Origin of the sequence: Bacillus cereus group sp. MYBK139-1 (assembly GCF_051916915.1) — a bacterium.
Lineage (GTDB): Bacteria > Bacillota > Bacilli > Bacillales > Bacillaceae_G > Bacillus_A > Bacillus_A pacificus.
Window position 1 is genome coordinate 290,864 of the sequence record NZ_JBQAHO010000001.1, and the last position, 17,409, is coordinate 308,272.

Sequence of the window (17,409 nt, forward strand, 5' to 3'; positions counted from 1 at the left end):
GAAAAGAAAATGAAGACTATAAATGTATTTCATTATGACGCATTTACGAATAAACCGAATATGGGGAATCCAGCAGGTATTGTATTAGAGGCAGATGGATTAACGGAAGAGGAAATGCAAATTATTGCTGAAAAAGTTGGATATAATGAAACAACTTTTGTTCTTTCCTCAGAAGTAGGAGATATAAGAATGCGCTACTTTACACCTGGTTTTGAAATGGATTTATGTGGTCATGGGACAGTAGGGACGCTATATGCCTTGCGCGAAAAAGGTTTATTAGAAGAGAAAAGTAACCTTACGATTGAAACGAAGGCTGGGATTTTACCGATACAAATAGGTGTAAATGAAAATGGAGAAACCTTTATTAAAATGAGGCAGGCAGCACCTCAGTTTAAAGAATTTACAGGTTCAAAAGAAGAATTAGCTCATAGTATCGGTTTAGAAGTAAATGATTTAGATGTAAGTTTACCGATTGTATATGGAAGTACTGGTAATTGGACTGTAATTGTACCGATTAAAAATCTAGATGCGTGTGAGAGAATGAACCCTAATAATGCTGCATTTCCATCAGTATTAAAAGAAATACCTAATGCTTCTATTCACCCAATTTGTCTAGAAACTTATGATGAACAGGCACAAATGCATGGACGTCATTTCTCATCGGCTTATGCTGGAACGATAGAAGATCCAGTGACAGGAACAGCTTCAGGTGTAATGGGGGCGTATTATGCGATGTATTTGGAAAAAGATTTTGACCATGAAATGGAGTTAATTGTTGAACAAGGACAGGAAATAAATAAAGATGGTCGTGTAACGGTATATGTAACGAAAGATGAAGAAAATGAGAAGTTACAAATAGATATTGCTGGAACAGCGGTGTATGTGAAAGAGTTTGAAGTTTCAATATAAAAAAGAAAGCCCGGCATACATCCGGACTTTCATTATCTGTTCAATACTTCAATATACGAAGCATCGCCAGTTGTTCTTAAAGCAGAGCGGAAATTGTTGTTTTCTAACGTTTTAGCGACTTGTTGTAACTGCTGTGCATCATCATGATGGATAAGTAAGCTGTCAGCACCGCTTTCTTCTATATGAATGTGTTCAACATTTCCAATGGCATCATGTACAGCTTTTAAAAATTCAGGTTTCATATTGTCCTCCTATATGTATGTAACGTTTTTGTTAGTATTTCCTTATTTTTGAAATATAAAAGTAAATGTTTTTTTGTTATATTAAGATTTTTAGGAGGAATTCCTTTGTGTTTGTCAAATAATAGTAAAGTTGTCTTTTGAATTGATGGAATTTTCGGGATTAAAGGGTGAGGGAATGGACATTTCAGTAATCGCTGCACAACTAGTTAAGGAGAAAGTGATTTCACATGATCCAAATAGCATAAAAGTGTTAAACGGAGGAACGACAAGTACAGTGTATTTGCTGGATGAAGAATATGTTGTAAAGCTGAATGAAGCGGAAATAATACGTGAAGAAGCTAATTTTCTTTCTTTTTATGAGGGGAATACGTTGTTTTCGAAGCTTTTGTATAATGAACCTTTCCATAAGTATATTGTGTATTCTTTTCTTGAAGGTAGTACTTCTTGTGAACAAGGGGATAAACGAATTACGCTTCGTACACTTGTAAAAGAAGTTATTAATAAGTATGAAAGAGTTTCAGATGTAGATGGCTGGGGATGGAAAGAAAATCCGGTTCAATCTTGGAATGAATTTTTAACGACAAATGTGATGGAAACTCATGAAAATGTAAAACGTTACATAAGTGAAGAAGAGTATAGAACGGTTCTTAAGTTAGCAAATAGGGACGCTGGAGTAGAGCAGCCATTTTTATTACATGGTGATCTTGGATTTCATAACTTTATATTTCAAGAGAATAAGCTGCACGGTGTAATTGATCCCTTGCCAGTGTTAGGAGATCCTATATACGATTTAATTTATGCGTTTTGTTCCACCCCGGAAGATTTAACAAAAGAAACGATTCATTATGCGATGAAGCAGTGTGTATTTCATAGAAAAGACCGTGATTTATATGAAGAAATAGTTATAGGATTATATTTGCGTATAGATACGTGTTTACGGCACCACCCGAAAGATTTAGAAGGTTATTTAGCAGCTTGGCGTTATTGGATGGATGAGGTTGAAGCTGCTTTATAGCACAAATATTTTTGGGGGATCGTGAAATGAACGTTTCAGAGACGGAAAAGGATTTACTGTAATTCCATTATCATTTTATTAATTGAAAATAAAAAATCAGCTTAATAAAAATATAGGGATAGGGGAAATGATCATGAAAAATTATGTTTGTACAACGTGTGGTGTGCAGTATGCAGCGAGTGTAGAAGAACCGGTGAGTTGTCATATTTGTGATGAAGAAAGGCAATATGTGAATCCGAAAGGACAGTCTTGGACGACGCTAGAAAGCTTACAAACAGGTGATACATATAAAAATGAAATAATCGAAGAGGAAAATGAGCTTTATAGTATTACGACAAAACCAGGGTTTGCGATCGGTCAAACGGCATATGTAGTGAAAACAGAGTCATATCGTTTACTGTGGGACTGCATTACTTATTTAGATGAAATGACAATTACGAAAATAAAAGAGCTTGGCGGATTAGATGCGATTGCATTGTCTCATCCTCATTATTATTCAACGCAAGTAGAATGGGCAGAGACATTTGATGTACCAATTTACATACATGAAGATGATAAAGAGTGGGTGATGCGCCCGAGTAGTCGTATTATTTATTGGTCTGGTGAGTCTTTACAATTAGCGGATGGATTGGTCATTCATCGTTTAGGTGGTCATTTTAAAGGAGGATCTGTCTTACATTGGGAAGAAGGTAATGACGGAAAAGGAATTTTGTTAACAGGCGATATTATACAAGTTGTAGCAGATGAGCGATGGGTAAGCTTTATGTACAGCTATCCAAACTTAATTCCATTACCAGCGAGAAAAGTGGAAGAAATGGTGAATCGAGTAAAGCCGTTACAATTTAATCGTTTATACAACGCTTTTCATCGTGTAGTAAAAGAAAATGCAAATGAGGCAGTGGAACGTTCTGCTGAAAGATATATGAAGGCGGTAGAAGGAAAGTTATTTCATACGTAAAAGGAGAGTTAGACTTTATGAATACGTTAGTATGCTTCGGTGATAGTATTACAGCTGATGAAACGTTTTTTGATGGAACGCCGAGGTTAACACCGCGTTTGCAAGAGATGTTTCCGAATTGGAAGGTGGTAAATGCGGGGGTTCCGGGTGATAATACGTTCGATGCGTTACATAGAATTGAAGAAGATGTATTATCACATAAACCAGATTTCGTAACAGTTTTTCTTGGCACGAATGATGCAGTTTCTTTTTCACAAGAATCATTACAAGTATATAAAGAAAACTTAGAGAAGATTGTGAAGCGGATTTCGTCAGATAAAGTACTGCTTATTAGTCCCGCGCCAGTTGATGAGGAAAGACAGCACAATAGAACAAATAAAGTGCTCGGTCAGTATGCAGACGTGGTAGAGAAAGTGGCGAAAGAAACGGGAAGTCACTTTCTAAATTTGTATGCTGAAATGATTCAAGAACGTGATTATAAAAGGTTTGTAGAAAATGATGAAAAAGATGGTTTGCACTTTGGGATAGAAGGCTATGAGTATGTATCGAAGTTGATTGGTGAAAAGTTAAAAGGGATTTTATAAAAAAGCAAAGCGATATCGCTTTGCTTTTCGTTGTTTTTTAGTAGTTCAATCTAAAAATGCTTGTTGCAATGCTTTCAGTCCATCACTGTAAATACCATGAAACAGATTTATTGCCTCTTCATCACTAACCTCAACAGGAGTGAACGTACCAAACCACTCTACTAATGATGTTTTACTTTCAACACCTTCTTTAACCCGGATTGTGGACTCATAATTAGTGACTGGGAATGGTGAATTCATGATTGAATACGTGTAGTACCGTTCCTTATCATTGAATACTTCTAAACGTTCTATAATCGTATCACCATCTGGATTAGCTAGGTGACGTACACGACCGCCTTCAGTTAATTTACTGCTAGGTATATAAGGTAACCAGTCTGGAAGGGAGTTGAATCCTCCAATTAATTGCCATACTTGTTCAGGTGAACCGAAAATTTCCATAGATGTAGTAGTGTGTGCCATATTTGTTATGCTCCTTTTTAACCTGAATTTTTTTATTTAATATATAATTTATAAATCGAAAACTATATACTTTTTATAACTAAACTATATAATAAATATAGAAACGAAAATTTATGAGCAAGGAAGTTGAAGAACATGACATTAACAATGGGCTTTATTGGATTTGGAAAGTCAGCTAACCGCTATCACTTACCTTATGTAAACACACGTAATAATATAAAAATAAAAACGATTTTTGTACGTCAAATAAATGAAGAATTAGCAGCTCCATATGAGGAAAAAGGTGTTAGTTTTACTACTGATTTGGATGAATTATTGAATGATAAAGAAATTCAAGTAGTGACGGTATGTACGCCCGCACATACGCATTATGAATTCGCGAAAAAAGTTATACTTGCGGGAAAATCAGTTATCGTTGAAAAACCATTTTGCGATACAGTAGAACATGCGAAAGAATTGTTAGCTTTAGGACGAGAGAAAGGTGTAGTAGTTATGCCTTACCAAAACCGTCGTTTTGATGGTGATTTTTTAGCAGTGAAGCAAGTTGTGGAACAAGGATTCCTTGGTGATATTGTCGAGATTGAATCACATATTGATTATTTCCGTCCTGGTTCAATCACTCATGAAGCTCCAAAAGAAGAAGGCTCATTTTATAGTTTAGGTATTCATACGATGGACCGTATGATTTCACTATTTGGCCGTCCAGATACGGTGACATACGATATTCGTAATAATGAAGTGGAAGGTGCGGTTGATAATTATTTTGATGTTGGTCTACATTACGGAAATAAGCTGAAAATTAAACTAAAAACGAACCATGTTGTAGCGAAAGATTATCCGCGTTTTATCGTTCATGGGACAAATGGATCGTTTATTAAATATGGTGAAGACCAGCAGGAAAATGATCTGAAAGCGGGTATTATGCCTGAGAGTGCAGGATTTGGTGAAGATTCGCCGATGTACTATGGGGTTGCTAAATATCGCAATGCAAACGGTGATTGGATTGAAAAACAAATTAAAACGCCGCTTGGTGATTACGGTCGTTTCTATGATGCAGCGTATGAAACAATTGTAAATGGTGCACCAAAGCTTGTGAAAGACGAAGAAGCAATAACGAATATTGAAATTTTAGAAAATGGATTCGCTGCGCCATCACCTTCAGTTTACAAACTGGAGGCTTTACATTTGAATGAATAGAAGAGGGAATACAGCATAAAGGAGGTATGGAAATGGCAAGCGGATCAACACAAGTAAAATACCTCGGCATTTATCAAAAAATGAAACAGCAAATTTTAGATGGCGAATATAAAATCAACGAAAAAATTCCAAGTAGTCCTATACTTGCTGAAGAATTTGGCGTTTCAGTCCTGACAATAAAAAAAGCGCTGGATCTGTTAGTTAGAGACGGATACATCATCCGTCGGCGCGGAAGTGGAACAGTCGTTCAAGATTGGCGTCAACAGGAAAAGGCACGAATGATTCAAACTTTAACAGGTACGAAAGCTGTTTATGGCAGCGAGGTAGAAAGTAAAATTATCGAGTTTACGATTGTCGGAGCTGAGGAAATCATTGCTGAAAAATTGGGCATTTCAGTAGGGGATTTCGTATATAAAATCATTCGCCTTCGTATCATTCACAGTATCCCAACGATTATGGAGCATACATGGATGCCTATTTCGGTCATTCCAGGTGTTGAAGCTTCGGTTTTAGAGGAGTCGATCTACTCATACATTCAAAATAAACTAGGTCTTAAAGTGGGAACATCTGTTGTTAGAGTCAAAGGAATTCGCCCAGATGATAGGGAAAAGCAGTTTATGAACTTAACAAATCAAGATTTTCTAATGAGAGTGGAGCAGGTGGCCTATTTAACGGATGGACGAACTTTTGAATACTCTTATGCTGATCACCTGCCAGAAACCTTTGAATTTGAAACAGTTATTACTGCAAAAAGTTATAAAGAGGCATAAAAAATAGGTTGGGGCACGTATTGCCTTAACCTATTTTTGTGTCTTCAATAACGCTATGGGGGAAATTCACATAAAAAAATGATTAATTACTCCAAGACTTAACATTTGATTAATTGAACTGTAAGGTTTAAAATTACAGTAAGATTTTTAGAAGTGAGTTGTCATCGTCTGTAAAATGTAGTTTCAACAAATGTATAGAAGAAGCATTTTAAAAGAAATGAATAATAGAGATAAATAAAACATTGCTGAATAACTAACATTACGTGAATTTGATTCTAAACTGTAATTTTTTTTAATACATTTCGATAACCGATATTTAAAATGTGCATTTCATAAAAAACATTAAAGGAGTGAGTGAAATATGGTGGTTTTATATACAACAGCAAGCTGTAGTTCATGTCGAAAAGCAAAAGCATGGCTGGAGGAGAATCAAATTGATTATACTGAAAAAAATATCGTATCCAACTCTATGACAGTGGATGAACTTAAATCCATTCTTCGTTTAACGGAAGAGGGTGCTACTGAAATTATTTCAACTAGATCCAAAACTTTTCAAGACTTAAATATAAATATAGATGAACTTTCGCTGAATGAATTTTATACATTAATCATTGAGCATCCGCTAATGTTGCGTCGTCCAATTATGCTGGATGAGAAAAGATTACAGATTGGTTTTAACGAAGAAGAAATTCGCAAATTTTTACCACGTAGCGTCCGAACATTTTTAAATATTGAACTGCAAAAGTTGGCTAATTAATAAGTAATATTTTTTAAGAAAAGTTTTTTGAAAGGAGGAAGCAGAAGATGATTGAAGTATGTGTTACAGTTAATTATAACGATAGAAATTATCAAACAAATGTTATTGTAAGCAAAGATACAGTGTGGAAAAAAATTAAACAGTTGGCAGAAGAACAAGTGAAGAAACAATGGAGTCTTTAAATGTATTGTAACTTAAAAAGCTAAATGAAGTTATGGAATCTATTTCTTTATGCTAAGAGTGGTTCTTATATATTTTAACGTTTGGCTAATCTATCTGAAATGTTTATAGCTACAATATGTGAATATAGGAGAAATAATTTTTTTGGATCGTAGGAGGAAAATAATGAGCAGCGACTTTACCTTGGCTATACACAGTTTAACTTATTTAGCTTTACAGCCAGACCGGATGTCAACAAGTAACGCTATTTCAGAAAGTGCAGGTGTTCACCCAGTACGCATTCGCAAAGTGCTAAGTTTGTTAAAAAAACATAAGTTTATACAATCGAAAGAAGGGACTGGTGGCGGTTTTATTTTTGCTCGAGATTTAAGTGAAGTTAACCTTTGGCATATATATCAGATAACATCTGAAGGTGCGTTGCAGCCTAAGTGTCCTGAGTCAAATAATCAGTGTATTGTAGGTTCAAACATGCGAAAAGTTCTTTTCGCTATTTTCTTAGGTGCGGAAGAACATCTAGGTGAATACTTAAAGAACTATACAATGAAAGAAGTTGTTGATCTTATCAATCAAGAACGTTAAGCGGCTTACTTGTTATATAGAGCCGTAAGTTCTTACTATTTAAATGTAATGGAAAATATTACAGTTTGATTTCGTTTTTATTCCTTGTTTATCGTTACAAAAAATATTGACAAGAAGGTGAAAAAGTATGTTGTCAAATAATAATCATGTTTTAAAAGTGGGAGATTGGGTTCGTGGAATATCAAATGAGGGCGAATTTATAGTTGGTTACATTGTATCACTTGATGAAGTGGAAGATGTAGTTACAGTTAGCATTGTGAAACGCGACGACAAGTACACAAAAAACGAAGCGATTTTACTCTTTAGTAAACATGTTAACAAACTCCCTGAATCAAAGGTAATCAATAAGGAGCAAATCCTTTATCTTATAGACCTTGCATTATTAACAGGAGACGAAGAATGGTTTATCGAGCTTTCTTCAAAATTAAACTCGATAAAAGAGCTAGTTAACGAGAGGTTTTAGAGATTACATGATTTGCTTTTAATAGGTTGAATCGTGCAATAACCAATAATATCATCTCTTTTGTTGCATTTTAATAAAAGAGGTGATTGGTTGTATGAAAATAAAAATAATTAGCATCATATGTTTTCTGAGTTTTTTATTACCCTGTATTCCCACTCAAGCAATTGTAAAAAATAAAGGCTTTGATATAGATTTAACCGGTTATGAAATTTATTCGTTTGGTGATTTTAATCAATTAGGTTATAAGATAACACCACTTACTCAACTGTTTCTAGGGATAGTCCAAACAGAAGGTGAGTGGATTGATGAACCACGATTATATATTAAGGGAAATAAAGGTTATTTTCATCTTTGGAAAGCCGATGGTACGAATGTTCTTTATACCGTTGAAAAGAGCGGTGATTTTTGGAAAATTATAGATGTGAAAAGAAAGAAAATTAACAGAATACCTGTACCAAAACAGTTTTTAAAAGAAGTAGTCATGAATCTCTTATTAGAACCGATAAGTAAAGAAGTTGAAAACTATTATAAGGAACTAAAACTATGGGATCGAGGTTCTGAAAAAATACTTGAAATAAAAAAATATGAAGTAAACTCTATTTTCTATGTAACTGTTCAAATTCAAACCTTTGAGGGTGCACACAATCCTCCTTATGGAGAGGACACAATTACTTTTCGTGTAAAAGGAAATGATGTAAAAACGATTCATTACAAACATAGAGATATTTCTGAAGAAGGATTAAAAAAACTCGAATTAAGATGACGGTGCATTGATTTGTTTGTCCACTCCTCATCACGATAATTATGTCAATGAGCTGCCTGATAGGGGCAGCTCATTTTATTTTTTCGTGTAGCGTAGGTTTTTGTAAAATGTTAACGGTCCTCTTATTGCTATGAATTAAAAAAGTATTTTTCCTAAAAATGTATATGAATGCAATAGTGATAATATATATCCTGAAAATTTCTTTGTACATTCAAAAAGATATTTCTTTTTAACCACGTTAATTATTTATTGGAATATCTTTTTTAATTAAAATGAATTTTTTTGATAAAGGAGAATATAAGTATCTTTATAATGAGTAAATTGGATAAATAATATATGACTGTGTTTTATGCTAATTCATTCAGTTTTAAGCGATAGGAACAAGGGTTGTGTACGAACTGTAAAATATTATCCATATAAAATTTTGCTCGCTAAATATTTCTGAAAATATAAAAATATTAATTTTATAAATATACACGTTATAATGAGGGCGTCGAGAGAAATTTTATTATCTCTGGAGAAAATATAAAAAATGCGATTATAAGTAAGAAAGGTGTGTGGTTAGAGGCGAAATGTATGTAAAGTGCTTCAGTGGCTTGTGTAATCAATACCATAAATGCTGCCGAAGCTATGAAAGTGATGTATAGAATTGAGAAAGAAATGCCTCATAAATGAAGAGAGGCCGGTTTAACTAAAATTACTGTTACAAGTAATTCAGAGAAACCATTAAAGTAATACACTGTTATTAGAAATGTTGCAACGTATTTATGAAATCTATTCTATATTGTTCTCTTAAGTGGTCTTTATATAAGGAGCGGATAGTACGAGTAAACTTTTTTGTTAACGCTAACAATTATATTAGGACGCTATCTAGCGAATGTTTTAATTTGGATTCATTTTGATGAAGGACATACAATGTGGGGCAACTTGTAAGGCATTCATTTTCCGAAAAAGAAAAATATTCGTTAGCTATAAAGAGAGCCGCAGGAATAGATAAAAGGGGGAGTTATTATATGAACGGGAATACTGCAAAGAAAATAGAAGTTCAAGCTGAAAATACCGCACGAAAAAATGAGCAATATGCAGATCCGAAAAAGTGGCATAAGCAGGATACTACATGGGCACTCAGTCTATTTGGAACTGCAATTGGAGCAGGGGTGCTCTTTTTACCGATTAATGCAGGTTCAGGTGGATTATTATCGTTACTACTAATTACATTGCTTGCATATCCAGTTATGTATTACTCACATAGGGCACTTGCTAAAATGATATACGCTTCTAATTCTGCTGATGAGGGGATCACAGGTACAATTAGAGAGTATTTTGGAAATAAAGCGAGTATCATTTTTAACATCGTATATTTCGGTTCAATTTATACAATCGTACTAATGTATTCGGTTGCGCTTACAAACACTGCAAGTAGTTTTATCGTGCATCAATTGCACATGCCAGAACCTCCAAGGGCTATTTTATCACTTGTATTAGTTCTTGGTCTTATCGCTATACTTAATTTTGGTCAAGATATTACTGTAAAAGTCATGAGTATGCTAGTGTATCCTTTCATAGCTTCTCTACTATTTATCGCAATATCTTTAATTCCACAGTGGAATACGTCAATGCTTAGCTTTTCAGCTGTTTCTACTGCTTCAACAGGAACAGGATATTTTGGAACGATATTAATGATTCTACCAATCATCGTATTCTCATTTAATCATTCACCTATGATTTCATCATTTGTTGTGAAACAGAGAGCTACGTATGGAATCGAAGCTACTGATGCGAAATGTGCACAAATACAAAAAGTTTGTTACATCATGACATTCGTTGTAGTTATGTTCTTTGTTTGGAGTAGTGCACTGAGCTTAACTCCAGAGGATTTAAAAATGGCAAAAGAGCAAAACTTATCAATCCTTTCATATCTAGCGAATGAACTTAATTCACCTGTAATTACGATTGCCGCTCCAATCATTGCTTTTGTGGCTATTACAAAATCTTTCCTTGGCCATTATATCGGAGCATTTGAAGTAATGCGTGACATGATTATTAAGTTCGGTCAATCACGTGGAAAAGTAATTGAAGAAAAAACAATTAAGACAATCGTTCTTACTTTTGTTGTATTATCATGCTGGTTTGTTGCTTACACAAATCCAAGTATTCTTGGACTTATTGATTCTTTAAGTGGTCCATTAGTTGCTGCTATCTTATGTCTATTACCGATGTATGCGATTCAAAAAGTACCAGTACTAGCTAAATACAAAGGGAAAATGAGTAACGTATTTGTTATTATTGTAGGTGTACTTACTGTTTTAGCAAGTATTAAATCATTATTCTAATTCACGATTATTAGTTTGAATGAAAAATAGAACGATTTTGGGACAGGCTTCTCGGTTGGGAGGGTCTGTCCCTTTTTAATGCGTTACAGTTTATCTTGTTGATTTTATGAGATATTTCTGCATAATTGTAGCTAAGGGAGATGATTTTAGGTTGAGTAAACTGAATATTAGAACAACAGTTTCGGGAGATATAATTGTTACTCGTCTTATCGGCAAGATTAAAACAGATGATGTTTATGAATGGTTTAATGGTTTCGAGCAAGTTTGTCAGCAATTCATTTCCGAGGGACGGAAATACAAATTGTTGGTAGATAGAAAAGGCTACATACCAGATCATTTTTCTGTTCAAAAAGTATGGAAAGAGAAGTTTTTTAATGAAACGATTTTGAATCACAGTAAGGCAATTGCTTTTCTCTTTGAAGAAGGCGAGATCATGAATTATTTACAACAATCCAATACGAAAGAATCCGTAAAGTTTTTTGATGATTATAGACAAGCATTCCTTTGGTTGAATGAATATCCCATATGAAAATTTTAGCGAACCAGTTGCTTAAGCAATTGGTTTTTTTAGCTTGTAATGTTGTTGATGTCTCTATACGAAATGTTTAGTGCGTATAGCAGCATTTTAAGGGACATACATTTTGAATGCGTTAAATATAATTCTTATTAGCACCAAGAGGAAGAGAGTACTAGTAATATTGAAAGGTCGCAGGATAGAGTCACATAAATTGAAAAATATCCATGTGGCATAAAGTGAGTAAGGGGGATAAAGATATGAGTACTTCAAATTTGAATGAAATAAGTAAACAAATTTTAAAAGAGGAGGAAACACTTCAATTTTCCTCTTTTACAAATGAAGATGCTTTGCAGTTAGGTTTATTTATTGTTGAAACAGCGAAGCAAGAGGGAAAATTGATTGCTGTTGATATAACGAAAAATGGTGTACAATTATTTCATTTTAAGATGACGGGGACAAATGAGGAAAATACGAAATGGATTGAGCGTAAAAAACGAGTCGTTTCCCTGCATGATCGTAGCTCGTATTATATGCAAATACAAAGTGAAATAACTGAAGTCTCCTATAATGAAAAATATCTTTTAGATACTTCGGAATACGCTGCATTTGGTGGATGTTTTCCTATCAGAATAAAAAACGTAGGGGTTATTGGAATGATAACCGTTTCAGGATTACCACCAGAAGAAGATCATGAATTGGTTATAAGAGCGGTTAAAAATCAATTGAAGCAATAATAAAAAGGCAAAATCGAACATATTCTTGTTCGGTTTTGCCTTTTTATTATTCATTTTATGTGATGAAGATAGTTCTAATAAATAAACAAGTACGAAAAGATAGTACGGAGTGGGAAATCTTTGATTCGAGACACTTTACTTGACGATGATAATCTATGTGGTTAATATGATAGATATAAAATAACTTAATTACTTTTAATAATTAGGTTATTTTATTTAAGTAACGGTAGGTAAGTAAGATGTGGTAGAAATGCTTTGAATTGCCACTATTAATATTGGGGACAATTAGAAAGCGAAAGGTATAAAAAGAATTGGAATTTGCGAACTCTTTGTTTTTTATAAAACATGAGCTTCTGTACAATTCATTTTTAAAATATTGACCAGGACTATACAACAAGAGGGGGACTGAAATTGGAATCAATGACCTTTGTTTTATTTGGAGCGACAGGGGACTTAGCGAAACGAAAAATTTACCCCGCACTATATAACTTATATAGAGATCAAAAGCTTCCAAAGCAAATATCTGTTATCGGGCTTGGAAGACGTCAAGTATCTCATGTAGATTTTCAAGGGAGAATAAAAGAATCAATAGAGACATTTTCCCGTCATAGAGAAGAAGGTACTCTAGAACTTGAAGGTTTTTTAGATAATTTTCGCTATTGTCCATTAGATGTGAGTAAGCCGGAAGACTATGAGAGATTATTGCAAGTCGTTCGTGAAAGGGAAGAAGAACTACATATAAAAGGGAATAGAATGTTCTATCTTTCCGTTGCTCCTGAATTTTTCGAGACAATTGCTTTAAATATTAAGGAAAGCGGACTTGATAAAACGGATGGGTGGAAACGCCTAATGATTGAGAAACCGTTTGGGCACGATCTCAAATCTGCTCGTGAGCTGAATGATAAGCTTAGTCGCACGTTTGAAGAAGACGAGATATACCGTATTGATCATTACTTAGGTAAGCCGATGATTCAAAACCTTGAAGCACTAGAGTTTGCAAATCCTGTTCTCCAATCGATTTGGAATAAAGAACATATAGCGAATGTACAAATTACAGCGAGTGAAACAGTTGGGGTTGAAGAAAGAGCAGGATATTATGATCAGGCAGGAGCCATTCGAGATATGGTTCAAAATCATATGTTACAAATATTAATGATGACTGCTATGAATCTGCCGGAAAAGGTTAATGCATGTGAAATTCGAGAGGAAAAGCGAAAGGTAATGGAGACGCTTCGTAAAGTGAAAAAAGAAGACGTTCAAAACCATATCATTCGCGGACAATACGCTTCAGGAGAGATAAAAGGCGAGCAAGTTGTAGCATATAAAGAGGAGCCAGGAGTAAATCCTTCTTCTAACATAGACACATTTGTTGCTGCTCGATTGTGGATCGATAATCCGTTTTGGACTGGCGTTCCCTTCTATATACGAACAGGTAAACGAATGAAAGAAAAGTCTACTCGTATTGTAATCGAATTTAAAAATACGTTAAAACAGCAATATCAAGATAATAATCCAAATGCAGAACCTAACTTATTAATAATTGAAATTAGCCCAGGTGAGAATGTTTCACTACAGTTAAATAGTAAAAATCCATTGAAAAATGGAGAAATTGAACCGATGCGTATTAACTTTACTTGCGAGCAAGCAGATGTGGGAGTGCCTGAAGCGTATGAAAGACTCATTCATGATGCTGTGAGTGGAGACGCTACATTCTTTGCACATTGGAGAGAAGTTGAATTGTCATGGGAATGGGTACAACCAATTCTTGAAGCATTCGAGGAAAATTTATTACCACTTCATGAATATGAGTCTGGTTCATATGGTCCAGATGCATCTCATGAGTTATTACGAGAAAGTGGATTTAAATGGTGGTTAGATCAAGAAACGGAAAAATAAGTACTTTCTTTCATGAAAGCATTTAGGGGGACGATTATTATGACACAAAACATAAATCAATTAGCAGTGAATACACTTCGTACGTTATCGATTGATGCTATTAATGCGGCAAATTCAGGTCATCCAGGTCTTCCGATGGGCGCAGCACCGATGGCTTATGCATTATGGGCGAATCATTTAAATCACAATCCGAATCATCCAAAATGGTTTAACCGTGATCGATTCGTTTTATCGGCTGGACATGGATCAAGCTTATTATATAGCCTACTTCATTTAGCTGGATATGACGTTTCAATTGATGACTTGAAAAGTTTTAGAAAGTTAAATAGTAAAACACCAGGACATCCTGAGTTTGGTCACACTTCTGGAGTTGAAGCGACTACAGGCCCGTTAGGACAAGGCATTGCAAATGCTGTCGGAATGGCAATGGCAGAAGCTCATTTAGCAGCGAAGTTTAATAAGGATGGTCACTCTATTATAGATCACAATACGTACGCTTTAGTTGGAGACGGTGATTTAATGGAAGGTGTCGCTTATGAAGCGATGTCAATGGCAGGACATATGAAACTTGGCAAGTTAATTGTGCTGTATGATTCAAATGAAATTTCACTTGATGGTGAATTAAACATTGCTTTCTCTGAAGATATGCAGAAAAGGGTAGAATCTGCACATTGGCAATATGTAAGAGTTGAGGATGGAAACGATGTTGATGCGATTACAAAAGCGATTCAATTAGCGAAAGACAATACGGACCAACCTACTCTTATAGAAATTAGAACGATTATAGGTTACGGAAGTCCAAAAGTTGCTGGAACGAACAAAGCACATGGTAACCCGCTTGGATTAGAAGAAGCGACAGCGACAAAACAAGCGTATGGTTGGCATTATAAGGAAGACTTCTTTGTACCTGAAGAAGTAACAGCTCATTTTAATGAATTGAAACAAAAAGGTATTGAAAAAGAGAACAAGTGGAATGAACAGTTCAACGTATATAGAGAGTCGAATCCAGCACTAGCAGATGAATTAGAAAAAGCGATTACAGGTGAGGTTTTAATCGAAGCGAAAGACATTCTATCCTTTGATACTGAAAAAACGATTTCCACTCGTGTTGCAAGTGGGGAAGCTATTAATCATTATGTGAAATCGATTCCTTCTATTTTCGGTGGAAGTGCGGATCTTTCTCATTCTACGATGACAGATATAAAAGGTGAAGCAGTGTATGCAGTAGAATCGTATGCTGGCCGAAATATATACTTCGGTGTACGTGAACATGCAATGGGCGCGGCAGCGAATGGACTGGCACTTCATGGAGGAGTAAAGCCGTTCGTAAGTACATTCTTTGTATTTAACGATTACCTTCGTCCATCGATTCGACTGGCTGCATTGCAAAAGTTACCTGTTACGTACGTATTTACACATGATTCGATTGCTGTAGGAGAAGATGGTCCAACGCATGAACCAATCGAACATTTGGCAGCTCTTCGGGCAATTCCTGGTTTAACAGTTATCCGCCCGTCAGATGCAAATGAAACAGCGAGTGCGTGGGCTTATGCATTACAGCAAACGGATGGTCCAGTCGTTTTAGTACTGAGCCGTCAAAATTTACCGGTGTTTCATGAAACGAAAGCGAACATAGAGAATCTTTCTAAAGGAGCTTACGTATTAACGCAAACAAATGAAAATCCAGATGTGATTTTAATTGCGACAGGTTCTGAAGTAGCCTTGGCTGCTAGTGCAAAAGCGAAACTAGAAGAAGACAATGTCTCTGTTCGTATCGTTGCAATGCCAAGCTGGGAGTTATTCGATCGTCAATCGAATGAATATAAAGAATCGGTTCTTCCGTCTTCTGTAACGAAACGAGTATCTCTTGAGATGGGTGTATCTCTCGGTTGGGAACGTTATGTAGGACAAGAAGGAAAAGTACTATCAATTGAAACATTTGGAGCTTCAGGAACTGGAGCTGAAGTCATGAATCTATTTGGATTTACGACAGAAAATGTTGTTCAAATTACAAAAAATGTGTTGAATTCTTAAGCTATGACTGTGAATACCTTTCTGTACATACTAACATTTCAGTGCTGAAAGGTATTCCAGATTGTAGTGATATGAATTTTTAATAAAAGATAATTTGAGGAGGAATTATATTATGCAAGTAGGATTAATTGGGTTAGGTAAAATGGGATTAAATTTAGGGAAAAATTTAATGGATCATAAACATGAAGTAGCAGCATTTGATTTAAATGCAAGTGCAGTGGAAGAAATGAAAGAGTACGGGGCTACAGGTACATCTAGTTTAAGTGAACTTGTTCAGTCATTACAATCACCAAGAATTCTTTGGGTAATGGTACCACACGCTGTTGTTGATTCTGTTATTGATGAGGTTACACCACTCTTATCAAAAGGAGATATTTTAATTGAAGCGGGTAATTCACATTATAAAGAGTCTATCCGCCGATATGAACAATTAAAGAAAGATGGCATTCACTTTATGGATGCAGGAACTTCTGGCGGAATGGAAGGCGCTCGTAATGGTGCTTGTTATATGATCGGAGGAGATCAAGAAGCTTGGGATATCGTTGAACCTATCTTCCGTGATACTGCTGTAGAAAATGGATACTTATATGCTGGAAAAGCTGGTAGTGGTCACTTCTTAAAAATGGTTCACAATGGAATTGAATACGGCATGATGGCTGCTATTGGTGAAGGATTTGAGATTCTAGAGAAAAGTGAATTTGACTACGATTATGAAAAAGTATCAAGAGTATGGAACAATGGTTCAGTCATTCGCTCTTGGTTAATGGAATTAACAGAAAATGCATTTTCTAAAGATGCAAAATTAGATGAAATTAAGGGTGTTATGCATTCTTCTGGTGAAGGAAAATGGACAGTAGAAACAGCATTAGACCTTCAAACAGCAACTCCTGTTATCGCAATGTCTCTATTAATGCGCTACCGCTCATTAGACAATGATACATTTACAGGAAAAGTAGTAGCAGCTCTGCGCAATGAATTTGGCGGACATGCAGTAGAAAAGAAATAAATATCTTAAA

Annotated in this window: 19 protein-coding genes; 17 read left to right on the top strand and 2 right to left on the bottom strand. The window is 35.2% G+C overall.

Annotated features, from left to right (window positions below; all coding sequences use genetic code 11):
- Positions 1 to 9 precede the first annotated feature (9 nt).
- Positions 10 to 909: a PhzF family phenazine biosynthesis isomerase gene (locus ACTFRS_RS01470; protein ID WP_440024438.1), complete on the top strand. Its 900-nt coding sequence runs from the start codon at positions 10 to 12 to the stop codon at positions 907 to 909.
- Positions 910 to 941: 32 nt separating this feature from the next.
- Here ACTFRS_RS01470 and ACTFRS_RS01475 read toward each other — a convergent pair whose 3' ends face one another.
- The gene (locus ACTFRS_RS01475) at positions 942 to 1,151 is read right to left on the bottom strand and encodes a hypothetical protein (RefSeq protein WP_000801653.1); all 210 of its coding nucleotides are present in this window, start codon (positions 1,149 to 1,151) and stop codon (positions 942 to 944) included.
- A gap of 175 nt (positions 1,152 to 1,326) precedes the next feature.
- Here ACTFRS_RS01475 and ACTFRS_RS01480 point away from each other — a divergent pair, with 175 nt between their 5' ends.
- The 3 genes from ACTFRS_RS01480 to ACTFRS_RS01490 all read left to right on the top strand — a co-directional run bounded on the left by ACTFRS_RS01480 (position 1,327) and on the right by ACTFRS_RS01490 (position 3,708).
- On the top strand, positions 1,327 to 2,166 hold the full coding sequence (locus tag ACTFRS_RS01480; protein ID WP_242294504.1) for an aminoglycoside phosphotransferase family protein: 840 nt from the start codon (positions 1,327 to 1,329) through the stop codon (positions 2,164 to 2,166).
- A 133-nt stretch (positions 2,167 to 2,299) separates the two neighbouring features.
- A complete protein-coding gene (locus ACTFRS_RS01485; protein ID WP_074567533.1) occupies positions 2,300 to 3,124 on the top strand; it encodes an MBL fold metallo-hydrolase in 825 nt (274 codons plus the stop codon).
- A gap of 17 nt (positions 3,125 to 3,141) precedes the next feature.
- A complete protein-coding gene (locus tag ACTFRS_RS01490) occupies positions 3,142 to 3,708 on the top strand; it encodes an SGNH/GDSL hydrolase family protein (protein WP_229135915.1) in 567 nt (188 codons plus the stop codon).
- 45 nt (positions 3,709 to 3,753) lie between these two features.
- Here the strand turns inward: ACTFRS_RS01490 and ACTFRS_RS01495 are convergent, their stop codons facing one another.
- On the bottom strand, positions 3,754 to 4,170 hold the full coding sequence (locus ACTFRS_RS01495; RefSeq protein ID WP_229135914.1) for an SRPBCC family protein: 417 nt from the start codon (positions 4,168 to 4,170) through the stop codon (positions 3,754 to 3,756).
- Positions 4,171 to 4,305: 135 nt separating this feature from the next.
- Between ACTFRS_RS01495 and ACTFRS_RS01500 the strand changes: the two genes are divergently transcribed.
- The 13 genes from ACTFRS_RS01500 to gnd all read left to right on the top strand — a co-directional run bounded on the left by ACTFRS_RS01500 (position 4,306) and on the right by gnd (position 17,399).
- Positions 4,306 to 5,367 (top strand): oxidoreductase, encoded by a 1,062-nt coding sequence (locus ACTFRS_RS01500; RefSeq protein WP_000176632.1) that lies wholly within the window; start codon positions 4,306 to 4,308, stop codon positions 5,365 to 5,367.
- A 32-nt stretch (positions 5,368 to 5,399) separates the two neighbouring features.
- Complete coding sequence (locus ACTFRS_RS01505) at positions 5,400 to 6,137, top strand: GntR family transcriptional regulator (protein WP_139866198.1); 738 nt, start codon at positions 5,400 to 5,402, stop codon at positions 6,135 to 6,137.
- A gap of 361 nt (positions 6,138 to 6,498) precedes the next feature.
- Complete coding sequence (gene spxA / locus ACTFRS_RS01510) at positions 6,499 to 6,894, top strand: transcriptional regulator SpxA (protein WP_000261188.1); 396 nt, start codon at positions 6,499 to 6,501, stop codon at positions 6,892 to 6,894.
- Positions 6,895 to 6,941: 47 nt separating this feature from the next.
- The gene (locus tag ACTFRS_RS01515; RefSeq protein WP_000573534.1) at positions 6,942 to 7,076 is read left to right on the top strand and encodes a BA3454 family stress response protein; all 135 of its coding nucleotides are present in this window, start codon (positions 6,942 to 6,944) and stop codon (positions 7,074 to 7,076) included.
- Positions 7,077 to 7,239: 163 nt separating this feature from the next.
- Positions 7,240 to 7,653, top strand: a complete 414-nt coding sequence (gene saiR, locus ACTFRS_RS01520; RefSeq protein WP_000093222.1) for an Rrf2-family transcriptional regulator SaiR — start codon at positions 7,240 to 7,242, stop codon at positions 7,651 to 7,653.
- 127 nt (positions 7,654 to 7,780) lie between these two features.
- Entirely contained in the window at positions 7,781 to 8,116 is a 336-nt protein-coding gene (locus tag ACTFRS_RS01525; protein ID WP_000950600.1) for an IDEAL domain-containing protein, read from the top strand.
- Between the two features lie 94 nt (positions 8,117 to 8,210).
- Positions 8,211 to 8,879 (top strand): DUF3888 domain-containing protein, encoded by a 669-nt coding sequence (locus ACTFRS_RS01530; RefSeq protein ID WP_440024434.1) that lies wholly within the window; start codon positions 8,211 to 8,213, stop codon positions 8,877 to 8,879.
- 1,013 nt (positions 8,880 to 9,892) lie between these two features.
- Positions 9,893 to 11,212 carry an aromatic amino acid transport family protein gene (locus ACTFRS_RS01535; RefSeq protein ID WP_001014187.1) on the top strand — a complete coding sequence of 440 codons (1,320 nt, stop codon included), beginning with the start codon at positions 9,893 to 9,895 and terminating at the stop codon, positions 11,210 to 11,212.
- A gap of 106 nt (positions 11,213 to 11,318) precedes the next feature.
- On the top strand, positions 11,319 to 11,741 hold the full coding sequence (locus ACTFRS_RS01540) for an STAS/SEC14 domain-containing protein (protein WP_440024432.1): 423 nt from the start codon (positions 11,319 to 11,321) through the stop codon (positions 11,739 to 11,741).
- A gap of 212 nt (positions 11,742 to 11,953) precedes the next feature.
- Positions 11,954 to 12,463: a heme-degrading domain-containing protein gene (locus tag ACTFRS_RS01545; protein ID WP_440024430.1), complete on the top strand. Its 510-nt coding sequence runs from the start codon at positions 11,954 to 11,956 to the stop codon at positions 12,461 to 12,463.
- A 411-nt stretch (positions 12,464 to 12,874) separates the two neighbouring features.
- Entirely contained in the window at positions 12,875 to 14,359 is a 1,485-nt protein-coding gene (gene zwf, locus ACTFRS_RS01550) for a glucose-6-phosphate dehydrogenase (protein ID WP_139866192.1), read from the top strand.
- A gap of 39 nt (positions 14,360 to 14,398) precedes the next feature.
- The gene (gene tkt / locus ACTFRS_RS01555; RefSeq protein WP_431084748.1) at positions 14,399 to 16,393 is read left to right on the top strand and encodes a transketolase; all 1,995 of its coding nucleotides are present in this window, start codon (positions 14,399 to 14,401) and stop codon (positions 16,391 to 16,393) included.
- 112 nt (positions 16,394 to 16,505) lie between these two features.
- Positions 16,506 to 17,399 carry a phosphogluconate dehydrogenase (NAD(+)-dependent, decarboxylating) gene (gnd, locus tag ACTFRS_RS01560; RefSeq protein WP_001195912.1) on the top strand — a complete coding sequence of 298 codons (894 nt, stop codon included), beginning with the start codon at positions 16,506 to 16,508 and terminating at the stop codon, positions 17,397 to 17,399.
- The last annotated feature ends 10 nt before the right edge of the window (positions 17,400 to 17,409 follow it).

Coding starts and splice junctions, on each gene's coding strand:
- ACTFRS_RS01515 (WP_000573534.1), top strand. CDS start 6,942: ATGATTGAAGTATGTGTTACAGTTAATTATAACGATAGAAATTATCAA.
- ACTFRS_RS01470 (WP_440024438.1), top strand. CDS start 10: ATGAAGACTATAAATGTATTTCATTATGACGCATTTACGAATAAACCG.
- ACTFRS_RS01540 (WP_440024432.1), top strand. CDS start 11,319: ATGAGATATTTCTGCATAATTGTAGCTAAGGGAGATGATTTTAGGTTG.
- ACTFRS_RS01535 (WP_001014187.1), top strand. CDS start 9,893: ATGAACGGGAATACTGCAAAGAAAATAGAAGTTCAAGCTGAAAATACC.
- saiR (WP_000093222.1), top strand. CDS start 7,240: ATGAGCAGCGACTTTACCTTGGCTATACACAGTTTAACTTATTTAGCT.
- ACTFRS_RS01545 (WP_440024430.1), top strand. CDS start 11,954: ATGTGGCATAAAGTGAGTAAGGGGGATAAAGATATGAGTACTTCAAAT.
- spxA (WP_000261188.1), top strand. CDS start 6,499: ATGGTGGTTTTATATACAACAGCAAGCTGTAGTTCATGTCGAAAAGCA.
- ACTFRS_RS01475 (WP_000801653.1), bottom strand. CDS start 1,151: ATGAAACCTGAATTTTTAAAAGCTGTACATGATGCCATTGGAAATGTT.
- ACTFRS_RS01495 (WP_229135914.1), bottom strand. CDS start 4,170: ATGGCACACACTACTACATCTATGGAAATTTTCGGTTCACCTGAACAA.
- ACTFRS_RS01530 (WP_440024434.1), top strand. CDS start 8,211: ATGAAAATAAAAATAATTAGCATCATATGTTTTCTGAGTTTTTTATTA.
- ACTFRS_RS01505 (WP_139866198.1), top strand. CDS start 5,400: ATGGCAAGCGGATCAACACAAGTAAAATACCTCGGCATTTATCAAAAA.
- ACTFRS_RS01485 (WP_074567533.1), top strand. CDS start 2,300: ATGAAAAATTATGTTTGTACAACGTGTGGTGTGCAGTATGCAGCGAGT.
- ACTFRS_RS01480 (WP_242294504.1), top strand. CDS start 1,327: ATGGACATTTCAGTAATCGCTGCACAACTAGTTAAGGAGAAAGTGATT.
- tkt (WP_431084748.1), top strand. CDS start 14,399: ATGACACAAAACATAAATCAATTAGCAGTGAATACACTTCGTACGTTA.
- ACTFRS_RS01525 (WP_000950600.1), top strand. CDS start 7,781: ATGTTGTCAAATAATAATCATGTTTTAAAAGTGGGAGATTGGGTTCGT.
- ACTFRS_RS01490 (WP_229135915.1), top strand. CDS start 3,142: ATGAATACGTTAGTATGCTTCGGTGATAGTATTACAGCTGATGAAACG.
- ACTFRS_RS01500 (WP_000176632.1), top strand. CDS start 4,306: ATGACATTAACAATGGGCTTTATTGGATTTGGAAAGTCAGCTAACCGC.
- gnd (WP_001195912.1), top strand. CDS start 16,506: ATGCAAGTAGGATTAATTGGGTTAGGTAAAATGGGATTAAATTTAGGG.